The organism is Stutzerimonas kunmingensis, from assembly GCF_014764705.1.
Taxonomy (GTDB): Bacteria; Pseudomonadota; Gammaproteobacteria; order Pseudomonadales; family Pseudomonadaceae; genus Stutzerimonas.
In genome coordinates this window covers 1-19,075 of record NZ_JACXXG010000004.1, presented here as the reverse complement: position 1 = coordinate 19,075, position 19,075 = coordinate 1, and the positions used below count along the sequence as shown (strand labels likewise).

The 19,075-nt window shown below is 63.3% G+C and carries 20 protein-coding genes; 9 read left to right on the top strand and 11 right to left on the bottom strand.

Annotation, left to right across the window (positions count from 1 at the left end; translation table 11 throughout):
• Positions 1 to 69 precede the first annotated feature (69 nt).
• The 4 genes from IEG05_RS04925 to IEG05_RS04910 are packed head-to-tail and all read left to right on the top strand — an operon-like array spanning position 70 to position 3,214.
• Positions 70 to 699 (top strand): DUF2796 domain-containing protein, encoded by a 630-nt coding sequence (locus IEG05_RS04925; protein ID WP_046617771.1) that lies wholly within the window; start codon positions 70 to 72, stop codon positions 697 to 699.
• 17 nt (positions 700 to 716) lie between these two features.
• Positions 717 to 1,424: an ABC transporter ATP-binding protein gene (locus IEG05_RS04920; protein WP_044314120.1), complete on the top strand. Its 708-nt coding sequence runs from the start codon at positions 717 to 719 to the stop codon at positions 1,422 to 1,424.
• A gap of 3 nt (positions 1,425 to 1,427) precedes the next feature.
• Positions 1,428 to 2,693 carry an ABC transporter permease gene (locus tag IEG05_RS04915; protein ID WP_046617770.1) on the top strand — a complete coding sequence of 422 codons (1,266 nt, stop codon included), beginning with the start codon at positions 1,428 to 1,430 and terminating at the stop codon, positions 2,691 to 2,693.
• Positions 2,694 to 2,701: 8 nt separating this feature from the next.
• Positions 2,702 to 3,214, top strand: a complete 513-nt coding sequence (locus tag IEG05_RS04910) for a DUF3299 domain-containing protein (RefSeq protein ID WP_014821581.1) — start codon at positions 2,702 to 2,704, stop codon at positions 3,212 to 3,214.
• Between the two features lie 43 nt (positions 3,215 to 3,257).
• Here IEG05_RS04910 and IEG05_RS04905 read toward each other — a convergent pair whose 3' ends face one another.
• From IEG05_RS04905 to IEG05_RS04880, 6 genes are read right to left on the bottom strand one after another with little or no spacing between them, the layout of a single operon-like run.
• On the bottom strand, positions 3,258 to 4,349 hold the full coding sequence (locus IEG05_RS04905) for a tetratricopeptide repeat protein (protein ID WP_191121713.1): 1,092 nt from the start codon (positions 4,347 to 4,349) through the stop codon (positions 3,258 to 3,260).
• 1 nt (position 4,350) lies between these two features.
• The gene (locus IEG05_RS04900; protein WP_014821583.1) at positions 4,351 to 5,064 is read right to left on the bottom strand and encodes an energy transducer TonB; all 714 of its coding nucleotides are present in this window, start codon (positions 5,062 to 5,064) and stop codon (positions 4,351 to 4,353) included.
• A complete protein-coding gene (locus IEG05_RS04895; RefSeq protein WP_023444691.1) occupies positions 5,064 to 5,477 on the bottom strand; it encodes an ExbD/TolR family protein in 414 nt (137 codons plus the stop codon). The genes IEG05_RS04900 and IEG05_RS04895 overlap by 1 nt, the downstream gene beginning before the upstream one ends.
• A gap of 11 nt (positions 5,478 to 5,488) precedes the next feature.
• The gene (locus IEG05_RS04890; RefSeq protein ID WP_014821584.1) at positions 5,489 to 6,034 is read right to left on the bottom strand and encodes a MotA/TolQ/ExbB proton channel family protein; all 546 of its coding nucleotides are present in this window, start codon (positions 6,032 to 6,034) and stop codon (positions 5,489 to 5,491) included.
• A complete protein-coding gene (locus tag IEG05_RS04885) occupies positions 6,027 to 7,373 on the bottom strand; it encodes a MotA/TolQ/ExbB proton channel family protein (protein ID WP_046617767.1) in 1,347 nt (448 codons plus the stop codon). Before IEG05_RS04885 ends, IEG05_RS04890 begins: the two co-directional genes overlap by 8 nt.
• The gene (locus IEG05_RS04880) at positions 7,370 to 8,155 is read right to left on the bottom strand and encodes a DUF3450 domain-containing protein (protein ID WP_023444693.1); all 786 of its coding nucleotides are present in this window, start codon (positions 8,153 to 8,155) and stop codon (positions 7,370 to 7,372) included. The genes IEG05_RS04885 and IEG05_RS04880 overlap by 4 nt, the downstream gene beginning before the upstream one ends.
• Positions 8,156 to 8,339: 184 nt before the next feature.
• Here IEG05_RS04880 and IEG05_RS04875 point away from each other — a divergent pair, with 184 nt between their 5' ends.
• A complete protein-coding gene (locus IEG05_RS04875; protein WP_046617766.1) occupies positions 8,340 to 9,038 on the top strand; it encodes an OmpW/AlkL family protein in 699 nt (232 codons plus the stop codon).
• Between the two features lie 74 nt (positions 9,039 to 9,112).
• Here the strand turns inward: IEG05_RS04875 and IEG05_RS04870 are convergent, their stop codons facing one another.
• The 4 genes from IEG05_RS04870 to IEG05_RS04855 form a co-directional block, all read right to left on the bottom strand.
• On the bottom strand, positions 9,113 to 10,042 hold the full coding sequence (locus tag IEG05_RS04870) for an NAD-dependent epimerase/dehydratase family protein (protein WP_046617765.1): 930 nt from the start codon (positions 10,040 to 10,042) through the stop codon (positions 9,113 to 9,115).
• Positions 10,035 to 10,919, bottom strand: coding sequence for a sugar nucleotide-binding protein (locus tag IEG05_RS04865; protein ID WP_014821589.1), 885 nt, complete (start codon positions 10,917 to 10,919; stop codon positions 10,035 to 10,037). Before IEG05_RS04865 ends, IEG05_RS04870 begins: the two co-directional genes overlap by 8 nt.
• Before the next feature lie 10 nt (positions 10,920 to 10,929).
• A complete protein-coding gene (locus tag IEG05_RS04860; RefSeq protein WP_023445625.1) occupies positions 10,930 to 11,424 on the bottom strand; it encodes a single-stranded DNA-binding protein in 495 nt (164 codons plus the stop codon).
• A 157-nt stretch (positions 11,425 to 11,581) separates the two neighbouring features.
• On the bottom strand, positions 11,582 to 12,949 hold the full coding sequence (locus IEG05_RS04855; RefSeq protein WP_046617763.1) for an MFS transporter: 1,368 nt from the start codon (positions 12,947 to 12,949) through the stop codon (positions 11,582 to 11,584).
• A 131-nt stretch (positions 12,950 to 13,080) separates the two neighbouring features.
• Here IEG05_RS04855 and uvrA point away from each other — a divergent pair, with 131 nt between their 5' ends.
• From uvrA to IEG05_RS23230, 4 genes are all read left to right on the top strand, one after another.
• Entirely contained in the window at positions 13,081 to 15,924 is a 2,844-nt protein-coding gene (uvrA, locus tag IEG05_RS04850; RefSeq protein ID WP_046617762.1) for an excinuclease ABC subunit UvrA, read from the top strand.
• Positions 15,925 to 16,034: 110 nt separating this feature from the next.
• The gene (locus IEG05_RS23240) at positions 16,035 to 16,295 is read left to right on the top strand and encodes a hypothetical protein (protein WP_224742691.1); all 261 of its coding nucleotides are present in this window, start codon (positions 16,035 to 16,037) and stop codon (positions 16,293 to 16,295) included.
• Positions 16,295 to 16,879 carry a M14 family zinc carboxypeptidase gene (locus IEG05_RS23235; protein WP_235399878.1) on the top strand — a complete coding sequence of 195 codons (585 nt, stop codon included), beginning with the start codon at positions 16,295 to 16,297 and terminating at the stop codon, positions 16,877 to 16,879. Before IEG05_RS23240 ends, IEG05_RS23235 begins: the two co-directional genes overlap by 1 nt.
• Before the next feature lie 26 nt (positions 16,880 to 16,905).
• The gene (locus IEG05_RS23230; RefSeq protein ID WP_224742690.1) at positions 16,906 to 17,277 is read left to right on the top strand and encodes a hypothetical protein; all 372 of its coding nucleotides are present in this window, start codon (positions 16,906 to 16,908) and stop codon (positions 17,275 to 17,277) included.
• A 68-nt stretch (positions 17,278 to 17,345) separates the two neighbouring features.
• On the opposite strand, the gene IEG05_RS04840 is transcribed toward IEG05_RS23230, so the two are convergent.
• Positions 17,346 to 18,806, bottom strand: coding sequence for a catalase (locus IEG05_RS04840; RefSeq protein ID WP_046617761.1), 1,461 nt, complete (start codon positions 18,804 to 18,806; stop codon positions 17,346 to 17,348).
• Positions 18,807 to 19,075: the final 269 nt, after the last annotated feature.

Genomic DNA, 19,075 nt, shown 5'->3' with positions numbered 1-19,075 from the left:
TCCTCACATGAAGGCAGCGGACTGGCCAGCCGCACGGCAAAGTTGTTATAACGTAACAAACCCCTTTCGATGGAGCCGATCATGCGCCACCTACTTTTTGCCGTGCCTATGCTTCTGCTGCCCCTGAGCTACAGCCAAGCACATGAAGACGATCATCACCATGAACACGAAGGCGCCACCAGCCTGGGTGCGCATGAGCATGGCGCGGCGCGCCTGAATGTGGCACTGGATGGCAATCAGCTGGAGCTGGAGCTGATCAGCCCGGCGATGAACCTGCTCGGTTTCGAGCACGCTGCTGCCAGCGCAGCAGATGAGGCGAAGATCGCCAGCGTACGCTCGCAACTGGAACAACCTCTGCCCCTGTTCGGCCTCCCGGCGGCGGCAGGTTGTAGCGTCAGTGAACAGCAGTTTGCCGGCGAACTGCTCGGCTCGGCCCATGCGGGCTATCAGCGCCGCGATGATCACGAACACAAGCAGGAGGATAAGCACGACCACGACGACCACGAAGCCGGTGGCCACAGCGATATGGAAGCGCACTACCAACTCGCCTGCAGCAACCCAGAGGTGCTGCGCGCACTGGATCTCACACGGCTGTTCGAAAGCTTTCCCGGCACGGAAAAGATTCAGGTACAACTGATCGGCCCGAGCGGCCAGCAGGGCACGGAACTGACTCCGGCCCACGCGCAGTTGCCCTTCTGAACCAGCACTGGACCCCGATGAGCGCTCCACTCCTCGCAATCGACAACCTCGGCTTCGCCTGGCCCCGCCAGGCCGAGCTGCTGGACATCCCCACGTTTCGCCTCGAACGCGGCGAAAGCCTGTTTCTCAAGGGCCCGTCGGGCAGCGGCAAGACCACCCTGCTCGGCCTGATCGGCGGTGTGCAGAAGGCCGGCCGCGGCAGTATCCGTCTGCTCGACCGCGACCTCGGCAGTCTGTCGGCCGGTGCCCGTGACCGTTTCCGCGTCGATCACACCGGCTACATCTTCCAGCAGTTCAACCTGCTGCCTTTTCTTTCGGTACGCGAGAACGTCGGCCTGCCCTGCCATTTTTCGCCGCTGCGTGCCGAACGTGCGCGCAAGCGCCACGGCAGTACGGATGCCGCGGCGGCGAGCCTGCTGGAGCATCTGGGACTGCCCCCGGGGATGTTCGAGCGTCGTGCCGATGCGCTCTCCATCGGCCAGCAGCAACGCGTCGCCGCTGCCCGCGCACTGATCGGCCAGCCGGAGCTGGTCATCGCCGACGAGCCGACCTCGGCGCTGGATGCGGATAGCCGCGAAGTCTTTCTGCAGCTGCTGTTCTCCGAGTGCCGCGCAGCCGGCGCGAGCCTGCTGTTCGTCAGCCATGACCAGAGCCTGGCGCCACTGTTCGACCGCAGCTTGTCGCTGGCCGAGCTCAATCGCGCGACGCGCGCAGTGGAGTGCTGAGCGATGTATCTCCTGCGCCTGGCCCTGGCGAGCCTGAACAATCGGCGCTTCACCGCCCTGCTGACCGTGTTCGCCATCGCCCTCTCGGTGTGCCTGCTGCTCGCCGTCGAACGGGTGCGCAACGAAACCCGTGCCAGCTTCGCCAGCACCATCAGCGGCACCGATCTGGTGGTCGGCGCGCGCTCCGGCTCGGTCAATCTGTTGCTGTACTCGGTGTTCCGCATCGGCAATGCAACCAACAACATCCGCTGGGACAGCTACCAGCGCTTCGCCGAACACCCGCGGGTCGCTTGGGCGATTCCGATTTCCTTGGGCGACTCCCATCGTGGCTACCGCGTAATGGGCACCAGCACGGCCTATTTCGAGCATTACCGCTACGGTCGCAAACAGCCGCTGCAACTGGCCGAAGGCCGCGCCTTCGAAAGCGATCCGTTCGAGGTCGTGCTTGGCGCGGAAGTGGCCAGTGCCCTGGGCTACAAACTCGACGACAGCATCGTCCTCGCACATGGCGTAGCGCGTGTCAGCCTCGTACAGCACGATGACAAACCGTTCCGCGTGGTCGGCGTGCTGCAGCGCACCGGCACGCCGGTCGACCGTACCCTGCACATCAGTCTGGCCGGCATGGAAGCGCTGCATGTCGACTGGCAGAACGGCATGCCGGCCCGCGGCGCCGGGCGTATCGACGCCGAGCAAGCGCGGGCACTCGATTTACAGCCGCAGCAGATCACTGCGGTCCTGCTCGGTTTGAACAGCAAGGTCGCCACCTTCACCCTGCAACGGGAAATCAACCAGTACCGCAGCGAGCCGCTGCTGGCGATCCTGCCCGGCGTCGCCCTTCAGGAGCTCTGGAGCCTGATGGGCACGGCCGAGAAAGCGCTGTTCGTGGTCTCGCTGTTCGTCGTGCTGACCGGCCTGATCGGCATGCTCACGGCGATCCTCACCAGCCTCAACGAGCGACGCCGGGAGATGGCGATCCTGCGCTCGGTGGGTGCTCGCCCCTGGCATATCGCCGCGCTATTGATCATCGAGGCGTTCGGCCTGGCCCTCGCGGGCACGCTGCTGGGGCTGGCCCTGCTGTATATCGGCATCGCGATCGTGCAATCGCCGTTGCAGAGCCTCTACGGCCTTTATCTGCCGCTGGCCTGGCCGAGCGCCTATGAGTGGGGACTGCTCGGCGCTATCCTGCTGGCGGCACTGCTGATGGGCAGCGTGCCGGCCTGGCGGGCCTATCGCCAATCGCTGGCCGATGGCCTGTCGATTCGACTGTGAGGAACCCGATGTCGCGCCTGCTGCTTGCTCTGCTACTGGCCTGTGCGGTCTCTGCGCATGCCGATGACGTCCGCGATCTACAGTGGTCGGAGCTGATTCCCGAGGGCGCGCCGCCACCACCGCCGCCAATGGCCATGCATGACATGTCGCAGCTGGCCGATGCGCTGGCTGCCGAGGCCGGGCCGGCTGCCGCACAACAGTCGCCGGCCGCGCCAGTGGTCGAAGCGCTCGATGGGCAGATGGTGAAGTTGCCGGGGTATATCGTGCCGCTGGACATGACCGAGGAAGGGCGCGTCATCGAATTCCTGCTGGTGCCCTACTTCGGCGCCTGCATTCACGTGCCCCCGCCGCCATCCAACCAGATCGTGCATGCCACCAGCGAGCTGGGCGTGCGGGTGGAAGCGCTATATGAACCGTTCTGGATCGAGGGACCGCTGAGGGTGGAACACGCCAGCAGCGAGCTGGCAGAGGCTGGTTATCGCATGCAGGCACAGAAAATCTATCCCTACGAATTGCAGTAATCGCCATCCGGCAACGCGGTGGCGATTACGCTTCTGCCAGCGGTCAGTGCGCGCTGGCGATCTGCTTCTCACGCTCGAAACTGAGCTCACCTTCCGCCCACTCGCGCCATTCGCGCACGCGACGACGTTCGGCGCCGGCCCGCTCGGCCTGCTTCAACGCGTCAAGCCCGGCCTGCCAACGAGCCTGTTCCAGCTCGAGCTGCGCCACATTCATCCAGAACTTCGCGCTGCCGGTCTGAGTCGCCAGCTGGCGATAGATCTTCGCGGCCTCGGTGCGCTCGCGGGCCTGCCACCAGAGCATGCCCATGCGCTCCTGGCGACTGGCATTGCTCGGCAGCAAGCGTGACGCCAGCATCCCTTCGAGCAGTTTGGCGCCTTGCCATGGCTGCCCAGCGGCACTAGCGAGAGCGACTAGGTTGTCCAGCTCCGCCTCACTGAAGCGCAAGCCCTTCGCGTGCGCAGTGCGCAGCGTCGCCAGCGCGCGATCTTCAGCGCCCGCCATCTGCTGCAGACCGGCCAGCTGCCGCCAGGCCTTGACCTGATCGGGGTGGCGCAGCAGCAGCTTCTGTTGCCAGCGTTCGGCAGCCTGATAGCGCTTGAGCTCGGCGTTGCCGGCAACCAGGAACTGCAGCCAGGTATCACCCGCCTTCGGGTTCGCCTGCACATAACGCTCGGCCAGCGGCAGCGCCTTGGCATGCTGACCGAGGCCCTGGTAAGCCTGCACCAGCATCTGCAGCACTTCTTCGTTGCCCTGATTAGCCGATCCCAGCAAGCTGACCACCTTGGCGTAGCGACCCTCGACCAGGTTCAGCCGCGCAAGGTTCATCCGCTCGCCGGCCAGCAGCTCTTCGTCCAGCTTGCCGCTGGCCACTGCCTTGTCCAGCCATTCCAGCGCCTGGCGATTATTGCCTTCGGCCCAGGCCAGATAGCCGCGACTGCGCCAGAGCAACGCCTCTTCACCGCTACCGGCCTTGGCGCTGACGCCCTCCAGCGCCTTGCGCGCAGCGGCATAGTCGCCCTTGCTCTGCGCGGTCTGCGCTCGCTGGAGCGCCATGAACACCGCGGGGTCGATGGCCTGGGCGGCCTGGGCCGAAGCGGCGAGAAAAAGCGACAGCACGAGCAGCAAACGAAGCATCTCAGCGTTCTCCTTGCAAGCGGAAGTGCAGGGTTTTCACGGCTTCACGGGATACCGGTGCACCGTTTTCGGTACGCGGCGCGAAACGCCAGCGGGCCGCCGCGCGCCGGGCCTCGCGGTCGAACACGTTACGAGGCGAGGCTTCCAGCACGCGGATGTTCTCCACCCGCCCCTGCGGGTTGATGGTGAACGCCAATTTGATATGCCCTTCGATGCCCTGTTGCCGCGCACGGTAGGGATACTCCGGACGTACATCATTGAGCGGCATCACTTCCTGCTCCGGGCCGCCGGGCTTGCCCGCCGCTTCGACTGCCGCACTGGCCGGCGCTGGCGCCGCGGCCGGGGCACTCTGTGCCGCCGTCAGGCCGGACAGACTGGGCGCCGGAGCGGTGGCGACCGACACGCCCGCATCGATGTTCGGCAGGTCGAGGTCGAGCTTGGGCAGATTGGCGTCTGGCGTCGCCATATTCGGCGTCGGTGGCGTCGGCGGTTGCGGCGTCTTCGGCTGCGGCGGCTGTGGCGCCTGCTGACGTGAGCGCGTGGCGGTGTCCTCGTTGCGCCCATCCATGCGCACGAAATTGGCAATCGCTAATGGATCTTCCTCAATCTTGCTGCGCGGGGGATTGACCATGCTCAACATCAGGGCGAACAGCAGCAACGCCACCACACAGGCGGCGATGAAGGCCAGACTGAAACGGACCAGCCGCGGTTGCATCAGCGCGACCCCGTGCTGGCGGCCAGCGCAACGTCTTGCACGCCGGCCTGACGCGCCTGGTCCATGACCTGCACCACGAGGCCGGTGCGCGCATCCTGGTCAGCCTGGACGACCACAGCGCCCTCCGGCTGATCCACGCGCAGACGCTCGACATGCGCCCGCACACTGCGTACGTCGACCACCTGCTTGTCGATCCAGACCTGGCCATCGGCCGTGACGGCGATGAGAATATTGCCCTTGTCCTGGGTGCTGGCTGTGTCCGCCTGCGGGCGCTGGACTTCGACACCGGATTCCTTGATGAAGGAGCTGGTGACGATAAAGAAGATCAGCATGATGAACACCACATCGAGCATCGGCGTGAGATCGATGCCGGTATCTTCTTCCTGCTGGTAATGATGACGGCGCATACGCATCCCGCTAATCCTCAGTCGTGACGCAGCTGGTCAGCCAGCCGGTCGAGAGACTGGCGCGCGATTCGCTCTAGGCGCGCCAGACTGAACAATCCTGTGATGGCCAGCACCATGCCGGCCATGGTCGGCAGGGTCGCCTGCCAGACACCCGCGGCCATGCCGCGTGGGTTGCCGGAGCCACTGAGCGCCAGCACGTCGAAAACCGCGATCATGCCGCTGACCGTACCGAGCAAGCCAAGCAGCGGATACATCGCCACCAGGGTCTTGCTCAGCCGTAGCGGTCCGGACAACTGCTGCTGAGCCTGCGCCAGCCAGGCCGAACGCACCGCACGCTGCCAGCTACCAGGCTCATCGGCCATCTGCGCCCAGGCCTGCCGACGCGATTCGACCCAGTGCGGGAAGACCCGCCGCATGAACCAGAGGCGCTCGAAGACCAGTGTCCAATACAGTACGCACAGGCCGGCCAGCGCCCACATCACCACGCCGCCGGCAGCCATGAAATCGAGCAGCGCGTGACCACTGTCGATCAGACCCAGCCAGTGAGCGCGCAGATCAGTCACGGCGTGGCGCCCCCGACAGGTGCAGCGCGATGAGGCCGGCGCTCTGCTGCTCCAGCAACTGGATCAGCGCCTTGCTACGGCTGGCCAGCAGGCTGTGCAGGAACAGCAGCGGAATTGCCACCACCAGGCCCAGCACCGTGGTTACCAGCGCCTGAGAGATACCGTCGGCCATCAGCCGCGAGTCGCCGCCACCGCTCTGGGTGATGGCCTGGAAAGTGATGATCATGCCGGTCACGGTCCCCAGCAGGCCGAGCAGCGGAGCAACGGCCGCCAGCAGCTTGAGCAGCGGCTGACCGCGCTCCAGCGGCGGGGTCTCCTGGAGGATCGCCTCGTCCAGCTTGAGCTCGAGGGTCTCCAGATCCGACAACTGTGGCTTCGGCCCCAGCACGCCGATGATGCGGCCGAGCGGATTGTCGTCGCGCGGCTGGTTCAGCTCGCGCATCTGGCTGCCCACCTTGCGACCGACGCCACCCAGATACACCATGCGCCAGATCGCCAGCAGCAGGCCGACGGCACCAAGCACCAGAATGACGCCACCGACCAGACCGCCTTGCTTGACGCGATCCCACAGGTCCGGCTGGCGTTGCAGCTGGGCGATCAGCGTGCCGCGGCTCGGATCCACCGGCAATGTAGCCAGCGCATCGGAGCTGCTCAGATAGTCTTCGATCAAACCCTGACCGGACGGCTGGCGTGTCGGTACCAGCAGCTCGCCGGCATCGGCGTCGTAGCGCAGGAAGGCCTCGTCGGTGAATGTGGAGAAGCTGCCGACCCGCAGTACCGGCTGCTCGCTGCGCGCGCCATCGGTGCCCACCACCGGCAGCTGTACGCGCTCGACGCGGCCGCTGGCCGCCAGGTCTTCCAGCAGGGTCATCCAGAACGCATCGAGGTCATCGGCCGACGGCAGCGCGCGGCTTTCCGCCAGGCTGCGCAGCTGGGTCAGGCGCTCGGGATACTGAGCGTTGAGCAGACTGTCCTGCCACTGGCCAGCGATGTCACCTGCACTCTGGCGCACGACGCCGAACAGCTCACCCAGATGGCCAACACGCTGCGCCAGGAGTTTTTCCTGCTCGGCCAGCTCGGCCTCCTGACGATCGAAGTCGGCCTTCAGGCGTTCGGCCTCGGCCTTCTGCTCGGCCAGTGCGGCACGGGCACGGGAAAGCAGTTGCTGCTGCTCGCCACGATCACGAACGAAGGCCTGCTCGCGGGCCTTCATGGCGCTTACCTCGGCGGCACGGTCGCTGCGAATGCGCTCGAGCAGCTGGTCGGGACTGAGCGGTTCTGCCGAATGAGCCGTGAGGGGCAACAGCGCGACAAGAAGGAGGGAAAACAGACGGCTCATTGCGCGGCCTCCTCGGCCAGGGTCTTCACGGGCAATTGCAGGTAGGCCGGAGCCTGTTGCTGACGGGCGATGGCGATGGCCTGCGTGAGCGGTCGGCGGGCGCTGCCGTCGAGCACTTCCCAGGCGCGAGTCTGCGGATTCCACCAGCCGCTCTCGTGAGCATCGAGAGTCTGGTAATAGAGCATCACTCGACCGAGCCGCAGGAATTCGACGCTGCGTGACTCCGCGTCGCCCGGCAGCTCGCCACGCCAGGCTTCCAGCGTGCGGCCGTAGTCGCTTTCGATCTGATAGGCCTCGAGGATGCGCCGGTACTTTTCCGCCAGGCTGACGTCGGCGCGTGGCAGTAGGTCCTGCAGGCCGGCCAGACGGTCGGCACGCTCATCGGGGAGAAACGGCAGATCGGCCGCAATGAATTCCCCAAGCACCTCGACCATACGGCTCATCTGCGGCGTAACGGCTTCCTGGGTGCGCTCGATGCTGTCCAGCTGGCGCTGAAAGCCCACAAGTTCCTTGCTCTGCGCTGCGGTCAGCTCCTGCAACTGCTTGTTGTAGGCCTTCAGCGCTTCGGTCTGCTGCAAAGCACTGCGGTACTCGTTGAGCATCTCGCGAGTGGCGTCGTCGAGCTGGTCGATCCGCGCCTGCGAGGCCTTCGCCTCGGCGGACAAACGCTCGCTCTCATCCAGCGCTGCGTCCAGCGGTGCCGCGGACAGCGACCCGGCATAAAGCTGAAGACAGCACGGCAGCACGGCAACCGCCAGCAGGCGGGGGAAGAAGGAAGGCATTGAAGGGTCCTTGCAGACGGTCGTTAACTCAAAAGAGAAACATTATCATCTGTGAATTGACGCAAAGCAACCCGGGCGTTTCGTCGCAGTCGAGGCGGCGTTTTTCATTGAGCTGGATCAAAAAGCCCCAGCGCTCAGCACCTACCATGGCGCCCAATCGCATTCCAACAAACGGAGCATCATCATGCGCAAGACCCTGTTCACCGCTTCCGCGCTGGCCCTGGCGCTGGCCGCACCCTTCGCCCAGGCTTTCGAAGCCGGGGACATCATCGTTCGCGCTGGTGCTATTACCGTTGATCCGCGTGAAGATAGCGGCAATCTGGAGTTTGATGGCGCTAGTGCAGGCGGCACTAGCGCTACGCTGAATAGCGATACTCAGCTGGGCCTGAACTTCGCTTACATGGTCACGGATAAAGTTGGTATCGAGCTGCTTGCCGCTACCCCGTTCAGCCATGAAGTTGGTGTGAAAGGCGTAAGCAATGCAGTCGGTACTCCGGGCCTCGACGGCAAGCTGGGCGACCTCAAGCAACTGCCACCAACCCTAAGCGTCGTGTACTACCCGCTGGATAACAAAGCTGCGTTCCAACCTTACGTCGGCGTCGGCATTAATTACACGACATTCTTCCAAGAAGACCTGAGCAGCGAGCGTAAAGCACAGGGCTTCAGCAGCATGGATGTCGACGACTCCTGGGGCTTAGCCTTCCAAGTCGGGGCGGACTACATGCTGACTGATAAGCTGATGATCAACGCCCAGGTTCGTTATATCGACATCGACACCGAGGCTACCGTTAAGGGCCCGACAGCACTTGGCGTAACCAAGACCACAGTTGACGTGGACGTAGACCCGATGGTCTACATGGTCGGTCTCGGCTACAAGTTCTGACGTAACCGGCCCAGCCGAATCGCAGACAGACAAAAGGCGCCTAGGGCGCCTTTTGTATTTTCAGAGTTCACAACCTACAAACCCAACAGGTTGGCCAGCCCATCGCGCATCGTGGTCGGTGGCTCGGGCAACCGATAGCGCTGCAGCAATCGGGCATTATTCGCCCGCGAATGCCGAATATCCCCCGGCCGTGCGGCCTGATAGCTCACCTCGGGAAGCCCGCCCAACACGTCACCGATGGCCGCCAGCAGCTGATTCAGCGAAGTGGCCTGATTCAGCCCAACATTCACCGCGCCTTCCACCGTCTCGGGCGACTCCAGCGCCTGCACCAACACCTCGACGAGATCGGCAACGTAGAGAAAATCGCGCGTCTGCTCGCCATCGCCGAACACCGCAATCGGCAAACCCTTCTGCGCCCGCTCGGTGAAGATGCTGATCACACCGGAATACGGTGACGATGGATCCTGCCGCGGCCCGAAGATATTGAAGAAACGGAACACCACCGGCTCCAGACCATGCTGGCGCCGATAGAAATCCAAGTAGTGCTCGCTGGCCAGCTTGTCCGCGGCGTAGGGTGTCAGGGGCGCCTTCGGTGTGTCCTCATCGATAGCATGGCCTTCGCCGTTGTTGCCATAGACCGCTGCGCTCGAGGCAAACAGCACACGCTTCACACCCGACTCGCGCATCGCCTCACACAGATTGAGCGTGCCAATCAGGTTGCTCTGGTGCGTACCGAATGGATCATCCACCGACGCCTGCACCGACGCCACCGCGGCCAGGTGCACCACCGCCCGACATCCCTGCACCGCACGACGCACGCAATCGGCATCGGCGACATCGCCGACGATCAGTTCGACGCGTGTATCTTGCGGCAGGTTTTCGCGCTTGCCGGTCGAGAGATTGTCCAGCACACGAACGGCATAGCCGCGCGCCAGCAACGCATCGACCAGGTTCGAGCCAATGAACCCGGCACCGCCGGTGACCAGAATCGGGGCATCAGCCATGACGGTAATAGCGCTCCAACAGGCTCGGCAACCCGGTGCGCCAAGCGCGAGGCTTGATGCCGAAAGTGGTGAAAATCTTCTTGCAGGCGAGTACGCCGTGCTGCGGTTCGGCTGCGGCATCCGAACAGGCGGCATGCGCCACGGCCGTCAGATTCGCCGTTGTGACGTCGCGATACTTGCCGGCCTCGCCGAGCAACGCCTGGGCGACCAGCAACGGGGTGGAAGCCTCATGTCCGCCGTAGTGATAGGTACCCCACAGCGGAGCCTGGCAGTCGAGCTGCTTCAATACCGCAAGGATCACGCGCGCGGCATCGTCGACAGGTGTCGGATTGCCGCGCCGGTCATCCGCCAGCAGTATCGCCTCGCTCTGCTCGAGTCGTTGCAGCACGCGCCCTAGAACACCGTCCCGACTGTCATCGAGCAACCAGCCAAAACGCAGCAGGACATGTCGCGGGCATAGCGAACGCACACTCTGCTCGATGCGCCAAAGCGCCCTGCCTCGTGCATCCAGCGGCGCCACCTCGTCCTTTTCGCTATAGGCCGTGGTTCGGGCACCGTCGAATACCCGATAGCTCGATGGCTGCAACAGGACGAAATCATGGTGCTGACAGAGTTCGGCGAGCCGCTCGACCGCACGCTCCTGTGCGGCGAGCGCCGGCTCGTTGGGCTGTCCGCTCTGGAACCAGTCGTAATAGTAGGCAAGGTTGACCACGACATCCGGACGGTTGTCGTCGAGCAACTGGGTAAGACTGGCGGCGTCCCAGCCCTGAGCGGGCGGTCGCGGCGCGAGGAAGCCTATGTCTTCCTCGGCGCCGAGGCGGATGAGCGCCTGGCCCAGGGCATTGCCGCCGCCCAACAGCATCAGGCGCATTCGCATTCAGATAACTCTAGAAGGGGATGTCGTCGTCGAAGCTGTCGTAGTCCGGTGCCGGCTGCTGCCGCGCAGCGGGCTGCTGCGGCTGGGCCTGCGGACGCGGCGCCTGCTGCGGCTCACGCTGCTGCGGGCGAGCCTGACGCGGGGCATCGTCGGAACTGCCGCCACGGCCACCGAGCAGCTGCATGGTGCCGTTCATGTCGACGACTATTTCGGTGGTGTAGCGCTTGACGCCGTCCTTCTCCCACTCGCGGGTCTGCAGGCGTCCCTCGATGTAGCATTGCGAACCCTTGCGCAGGTATTCGCCGGCGATCTCGGCAACCTTGCCGAACAACACCACGCGATGCCACTCGGTACGCTCCTGAAGCTGGCCGGTCTGCTTGTCCTTCCAGCTATCGGTGGTTGCCAGCGTGATGTTGGTCACCGCATTGCCATTGGGCATGTAGCGGGTTTCCGGGTCGCCGCCGACATTGCCGATCAAGATGACTTTATTCACCCCTCTGGCCATGGGTAACTCCTCATTGGAACGTTGAATTGGATGGATTCACCGATGGCGGTTGTACCGCCAGCAAAGCCGATGACCGCGAATCTTACCTCAGCCACCCCTGACGGCCAACCGACGCACTTTCATGTTGCGCGGCACTATGCAGCCGCGAACAGGCGCCTCAGGCAACCAGGCGATCAAGAGCTTCACGATCCAGCTGCTGCGTATCGACCTTGATATAGGCCGCTGCCTCGTCGGCAACGATGAGCACGTCGCTAACACCGGCGACTTGTAGCAGGTCACGCCCAAGTCCTGCGTTGGCCAGCGCTCCGGCCGACAGCGGCAAGCGCAGGCTGGTGACATAAGGAGGTTCGCGCATGCTGAAGGCCACCACGAACCACAACGCGCAAAGTGCAGCGCAACCGGCGAACACCAGCGCCAGGCCACCCTGCTGATAGAGCATGCCGCCCAGCACGCCACCGAGACCGGCACCGAGAAACTGACTGGTGGAGTAGACGCCCATCGCGGTGCCCTTGCCGCCGGCCGGCGCGACTTTGCTGACCAACGAAGGCAGCGACGCTTCCAGCAGATTGAACGCGATGAAGAAGCCCACCATGCCGACGACCAGCATCCACAAGCCATTTCCGAACCACCAGAAGAACAGCTCGCAGAGCAGCAACGCGGAGACCGCGCCCAACAGCACGCGGCGCATCTGGCGCTTCTTCTCGCCATAAATAATGAAGGGAATCATGCCGAAGAAGCCGACCAGCAGTGCCGTGAGGTAGACCCACCAATGCTCTTCCTTGGGCAACGCGCCCTGCTCTACCAGTGCCAGCGGCAGCGCGACGAAGCTGGCCATCAGGATCGCATGCAGCGCCAGGATGCTGAAATCCAGGCGCAACAGATCGGGGTGGCGCAACGTCAGGCCGAGCGCCTGCTTGGCAACACCGGATTCGCGATGGCGCACATGCGCCTGGGCCTTGGGCAGCAACGCGACGATGACTCCGCCAAGCAACGCCATGCCGGCGGTTACCCAGAACAGCCCGGAGAGACCGAAGGCACGGGTCAGCAACGGCCCGACGATCATCGCGACAGCGAAGGAAAAACCGATGCTCACGCCGATCAGCGCCATTGCCTTGGTCCGGTGCTGTTCGCGGGTCAGGTCCGAGAGCAGCGCCATCACTGCAGCGGAAATCGCCCCCGCCCCTTGCAGGATGCGCCCGGCGATGACGCCCCAGATGCTGTCGGACATCGCCGCGAGCACCGCTCCAGCGGCGAAGATCAGCAGGCCGAAATAGATGATAGGCAAGCGACCAATACGATCGGAAAGAATACCGAAGGGAATTTGCAGCAGCGCCTGGGTCAAACCATAGGCACCTATCGCAAGACCGATCAGGGTCGGCGTAGCGCCTTCCAGGTCCATGCCGTAGGTTGCCAGCACGGGCAAAACCATGAACATGCCGAGCATGCGAAAAGCGAAAACCAGGGCCAGCCCGGAAGCTGCGCGTGTCTCGCTGGCGCTCATGCGCTCGCTGTAGGGGTCCTGCATGGAGGGTCTCGCTTGTATGAACCGGCGGCGATTCTAGCAGCCCTACCCTGTTCGGCACAGGCGCGCGATTTTGCCGCGACTATCACCCCGGCCGTATACTTTCGGGTTTCCGCCCGCCACGCGAGGCTGTTTTGGACAAGATTCTGATTCGTGGGGCCCGCACCCACAACCTGAAGAACATCGACCTCACCCTGCCGCGCGACAAGCTGATCGTCATCACCGGCTTGTCCGGTTCTGGCAAATCATCGTTGGCATTCGACACTCTCTACGCAGAAGGCCAACGCCGTTACGTCGAATCGCTTTCGGCGTATGCGCGCCAGTTCCTCTCGATGATGGAAAAGCCCGACGTCGACACCATCGAGGGGCTCTCCCCGGCGATCTCCATCGAGCAGAAATCGACCTCGCACAACCCGCGCTCCACCGTGGGCACCATCACCGAGATCTACGACTACCTGCGTCTGCTCTATGCGCGGGTCGGCACGCCGCGCTGTCCAGATCACGATGCCCCGCTGGAAGCGCAGACGGTCAGCCAGATGGTCGACCAGGTGCTGGCACTGCCAGAAGGCCGCAAGCTGATGCTGCTGGCCCCGGTCATCCGCGAACGCAAGGGCGAGCACCTGGCCGTGTTCGACGAACTGCGTGCTCAGGGTTTCGTGCGCGCCCGCGTCAACGGGCGGCTGTACGAGCTCGACGAGCTACCCAAGCTGGACAAGCAGAAGAAGCACTCGATCGACGTGGTGGTGGACCGCTTCAAGGTTCGCGGCGACCTGCAGCAGCGCCTGGCCGAATCCTTCGAAACGGCGCTCAAGCTGGCCGATGGCATCGCCCTGGTCGCCTCCATGGAAGAGGACGACGACAGCGAGGAAATGATCTTCTCCGCACGCTTCGCCTGCCCGATCTGCGGCCACTCGATCAGCGAGCTTGAGCCCAAGCTGTTCTCCTTCAACAACCCGGCCGGCGCCTGTCCGACCTGTGACGGCCTGGGCGTGAAGCAGTTCTTCGACGCCAAGCGCCTGATCAATGGCGAACTGACCCTAGCCGAAGGCGCCATACGCGGCTGGGACCGGCGCAACGTTTACTATTTCCAGATGCTCGGCTCACTGGCCTCGCATTATGGCTTCAGCCTCGACGAGCCTTTCGACTCACTGGCCGCCGATCATCAGAAGTCCATCCTGCGCGGCAGCGGCCGTGAGAATGTCGAGTTCCGCTACCTCAACGACCGCGGCGATATCGTCAAGCGTTCGCACCCGTTCGAAGGCATCGTTCCCAACCTGGAACGCCGCTACCGCGAAACCGAATCCAATTCGGTTCGCGAAGAGCTCGCCAAATACCTCAGCACTCAGCCCTGCCCGGATTGTCGCGGCACGCGTCTGCGCCGCGAAGCACGCCACGTGTGGGTTGGCGACAAGACCCTGCCTGCGGTCACGGCCATGCCCATCGGCGACGCCACCGACTACTTCGGCGTCCTCTCGCTCAGCGGACGACGCGGCGAGATCGCCGACAAGATTCTCAAGGAGATCCGCGAACGCCTGCAGTTCCTGGTCAACGTCGGCCTGGACTATCTGACCCTGGATCGCAGCGCCGACACCCTGTCCGGCGGCGAAGCCCAGCGTATTCGCCTGGCCAGTCAGATCGGCGCTGGCCTGGTTGGGGTGATGTACATCCTCGACGAACCTTCGATCGGCCTGCATCAGCGCGACAACGAACGCTTGCTGGGGACCCTTCGCCACCTGCGCGACATCGGCAATACCGTGATCGTCGTGGAGCATGACGAGGATGCGATCCGTCTCGCCGACTACGTCGTAGACATCGGCCCAGGTGCCGGCATACATGGCGGCCGCATCGTCGCTGAAGGCACACCTGACGAGGTGATGGCGCACCCGGATTCGCTGACCGGCAAGTACCTCTCTGGCCGGGTGAAGATCAACTATCGGCCTGAGCGCACCCGCCGTGATCCGAAGATGCTGCTCAAGCTCAAGGGCGCGCGGGGCAACAACCTGCGCAACGTCGACCTGGAGATTCCGGTCGGCCTGCTCACCTGCATCACCGGTGTGTCGGGCTCGGGCAAATCAACGCTGATCAACAACACGCTGTTCCCGATCACGGCGACTGCACTCAATGGCGCGACCACGCTGGAAGTAGCCCCGCACGACAGCTTCGATGGGCTGCAGCATCTGGACAAGGTGGTGGACATCGATCAGAGCCCGATCGGCCGCACCCCGCGCTCCAACCCGGCGACCTACACGGGGCTGTTCACGCCGATTCGCGAGCTGTTTGCCGGCGTACCGGAAGCGCGCTCACGCGGCTACGGTCCGGGCCGCTTCTCTTTCAACGTCAAGGGCGGACGCTGCGAAGCCTGCCAGGGCGACGGCGTGATCAAGGTGGAAATGCACTTCCTGCCCGACATCTACGTGCCCTGCGACGTGTGCAAGGGCAAGCGCTACAACCGCGAAACGCTGGAGGTGAAGTACAAGGGCAAGAGCATCACCGAAGTGCTCGACATGACTATCGAGGAAGCCCGCGAGTTCTTCGATCCGGTGCCGGCCGTCGCGCGAAAACTGCAGACGTTGATGGATGTTGGGCTGTCCTACATCAAGCTGGGGCAGAGTGCGACGACCCTGTCTGGCGGTGAGGCGCAGCGCGTCAAGCTGTCCCGCGAGCTGTCCAAGCGTGACACGGGCAAGACGCTGTACATCCTTGATGAACCCACCACCGGCCTGCATTTCGCCGATATCCAGCAGCTGCTCGACGTACTGCACCGTCTGCGCGACCACGGCAATACGGTCGTGGTGATCGAGCACAACCTTGACGTCATCAAGACGGCCGACTGGCTGGTGGATCTCGGCCCGGAAGGCGGCTCGAAGGGTGGCCAGATCATTGCCTGCGGTACGCCGGAAGAGGTGGCAGGCATGGCCCAGTCTCATACCGGTCATTTCCTCAAACCGTTACTCGAGCGCGACCGCTCGGCGGGCTGATCATCGCGTCGGCAGCCGTTTCGGCAACAAGCGCAAGCGCAGCGGGGTCCACTACGGATCCCGCCGGGCAGTTGGAAGGGACACTCTCAGCCCGACAAGGAGAAAGCCTGATGCGAATTGCGCTTGCTGCCTGCCTGCTTGGCGCCGGCCTGCTACCCGGTCGCGCCGCTGCCGCCCAACCCAACGGCCTTTGGATCACCAATGAGCAGAACGTCTCGCTGGAGGCGTTCATGAGCAACAACCAGCTGTACGATCAGCTCAACGCACTTTCACGACGCTTCCCGGATGCCCTGCGACTAGAACAGGCCGGCAGCAGCAACGAAGGTCGGCCAATCTGGCTAGGCTGGGTAATTCAGACAAACCAGCCGTGATGATCATCACCCAACAGCACGGCACCGAAGCGGCGGTCAACCTGATAAAACGCCTTGCCTCGGGCGGGGCCTTGTCCCGCCAGGTACTGGATAATCTGCAGGTGCTGATCGTGCCGAGGGTCAACCCGGACGGCGCCGAGCGTTTCAGTCGCGGCAACATGGATTTCAGCGCCCCGCAAACCAGCGCTGACTGCCTGCGCGCCGATGGCACCCTGAATCCTGCCAAGTTGGATCAGCACCTCGGCGCCAACGTGACCGCCTTCACCAATGCCGACGGCCAACGCCAATTTAGCTACGACATCAACCGCTACCACTGGACAGACTGGAGCAAGAGCACGCAAATACGCTGCAATCCAGGCCTGGCCAGTGAGCGGCACTTCAACCCGGGGCAGAACCCGGTGCCCGAAGCGGTTGCGGTACGCGGCATCTATGACCGTTACCGTCCCATCTGGCTGGTAGATGTGCACAATCAAAACCCTGCCGTGGTACTCGAGGATGTGGATCCTGAAGTGAACCGCCCGGGACGCCAGGTGACTGGCTCTATCACCTGGCCAACTCACCCGGATGTCGCCCAGAAGCGGTAGCACTGTCGAAGCAGCTGGCAATCGTGATGAAGCAGCGCTCCACGCAGCTTGGCTTCATGGAAATCACCAACTACTACTATGAGCACCCCAACGGCGATGTCCGCCGCGGCGGCGATCCAGGCATTGCCCGAAACGCATACGGCCTGCTGGGGACCGAGCGACTGGCCGCCAGCGAAACAGGCCCATTGGGCGGCAGCGTGCTCATGGAAATCGGCGGATTGAACAGTCGCAGCCAGAAGTCTGTCGGCATGCTGCGCAACAATGTGCGTGAAATGCTTGAGGCCGTGCTTGTCGCAACTGCCGACGGCAGCCTGACGGTGATCGACCCGGCAGAGGCCGATCGCCTTCCGCCACCCGGACAGGAGAGCGATAAGCCGCTCAACAATCCCCACGAATAGCGCTGAATAGACAAGAAAGCCCGCAGACTCGCTGCGGGCTTCTTGATCTTTCGGATACCGCGAATCGCTTATGCCGGCACTTCCGACAACGGAATATCCAGGGCGGCGGCAATACCTGCTCCATAGGCCGGATCAGCCCTCAGGCAGTGACTGATGTGGCGGATCTTGATATGACGCGCCACTCCCTGCATCGACCGAGCGGTATTTTCGAACAACCGCTGCTGTTCATCGGCCTTCATCAAGCGGAACAGGTTGCCCGGCTGAGTAAAGTAATCGGCGTCGTCGGCACGGTAGTCGTAACGATCCGCTGCCCCCTCGAGAGCCAGCGGTGGCTCGCTGAAGTCAGGCTGTTCCTGCCACTCGCCATAGGTATTCGGCTCGTAATGCAGACGACCGCCCTGATTGCCATCTACGCGCATGGCACCATCGCGATGGTAGCTGTGGACCGGGCAACGCGGAGCGTTGACCGGAATCTGATGGTGATTCACCCCCAGCCGGTAGCGTTGCGCATCCCCGTAGGAGAAAAGACGGCCCTGCAACATACGGTCTGGAGAGAAGCTGATGCCCGGAACGACATTCGCCGGTGTGAATGCCGCCTGCTCGACATCCTGGAAGTAGTTGTCGGGATTGCGGTTGAGCTCGTAATAGCCGACCTCGATCAGCGGGTAGTCGGCATGCGGCCAGACCTTGGTGAGGTCGAACGGATGGTACGGCACCTTGGCGGCGTCGGCCTCCGCCATTACCTGCACATACATCGTCCAACGTGGATATTCGCCACGCTCGATGGCCTCGAACAGATCGCGCTGCGAACTCTCCCGGTCATTGGCAACGATGGCTGCCGCCTCGGCGTCGGTGAGATTCTTGATGCCCTGCTGGGTCCGAAAGTGAAACTTCACCCAGAAACGCTCGTTGTTCGGACTGATGAAGCTGTAGGTGTGCGAACCGAAACCGTGCATATGGCGGTACGACGCCGGAATGCCCCGATCACCCATGACATAGGTGATCTGGTGCAAGGCCTCAGGCAGCCCGGTCCAGAAGTCCCAGTTGTTGTTCGCGCTGCGCATGTTGGTGCGCGGATCGCGTTTTACTGCGTGGTTGAGGTCCGGAAACTTCAGCGGATCGCGGAAAAAGAACACCGGGGTGTTATTGCCCACCATGTCCCAGTTGCCTTGCTCGGTGTAGAACTTCAGTGCGTAACCACGAATGTCACGCTCGGCGTCGGCCGCGCCGCGCTCACCGGCGACGGTAGAGAAGCGGGCGAACAACGGGGTGCGCTTACCAACCTCGGAAAACAGCTTGGCTTTGGTGTAGCGGGTGATGTCATGGGTGACGACGAACTCGCCAAACGCGCCGGAACCTTTCGCGTGCATACGACGCTCCGGAATCACCTCGCGGTCGAAATGAGCGAGCTTCTCTAGAAACCATACGTCCTGAAGCAGCATGGGACCACGGCGGCCCGCAGTCATGGAGTTCTGGTTTTCGGATACCGGCGCACCGGCAACGGTTGTGAGCTTCGGCTTGTCAGTCATGGTTGCAGCTCCTTGGTATTCAATAGCTTCCAGGGTCTTGGTAAGTACCTGCTGGTTGAATGCCATCATAGGAAGCAAGCGCAACGGCGACTAATGATGAAGATCAACGCCCCTTATAGAGCCAGTCTCTCAGAATCCTTTGGGATCGGGTAGGAGGCGGCCTCACGGCCGCCGTCCTCCCACACCACCGTGCGTACGGTTCCGTACACGGCGGTTCAGGCCATGCGGTTAAGCCGATTGATCGTATCCAGTATCGAGACCAGTCCAAG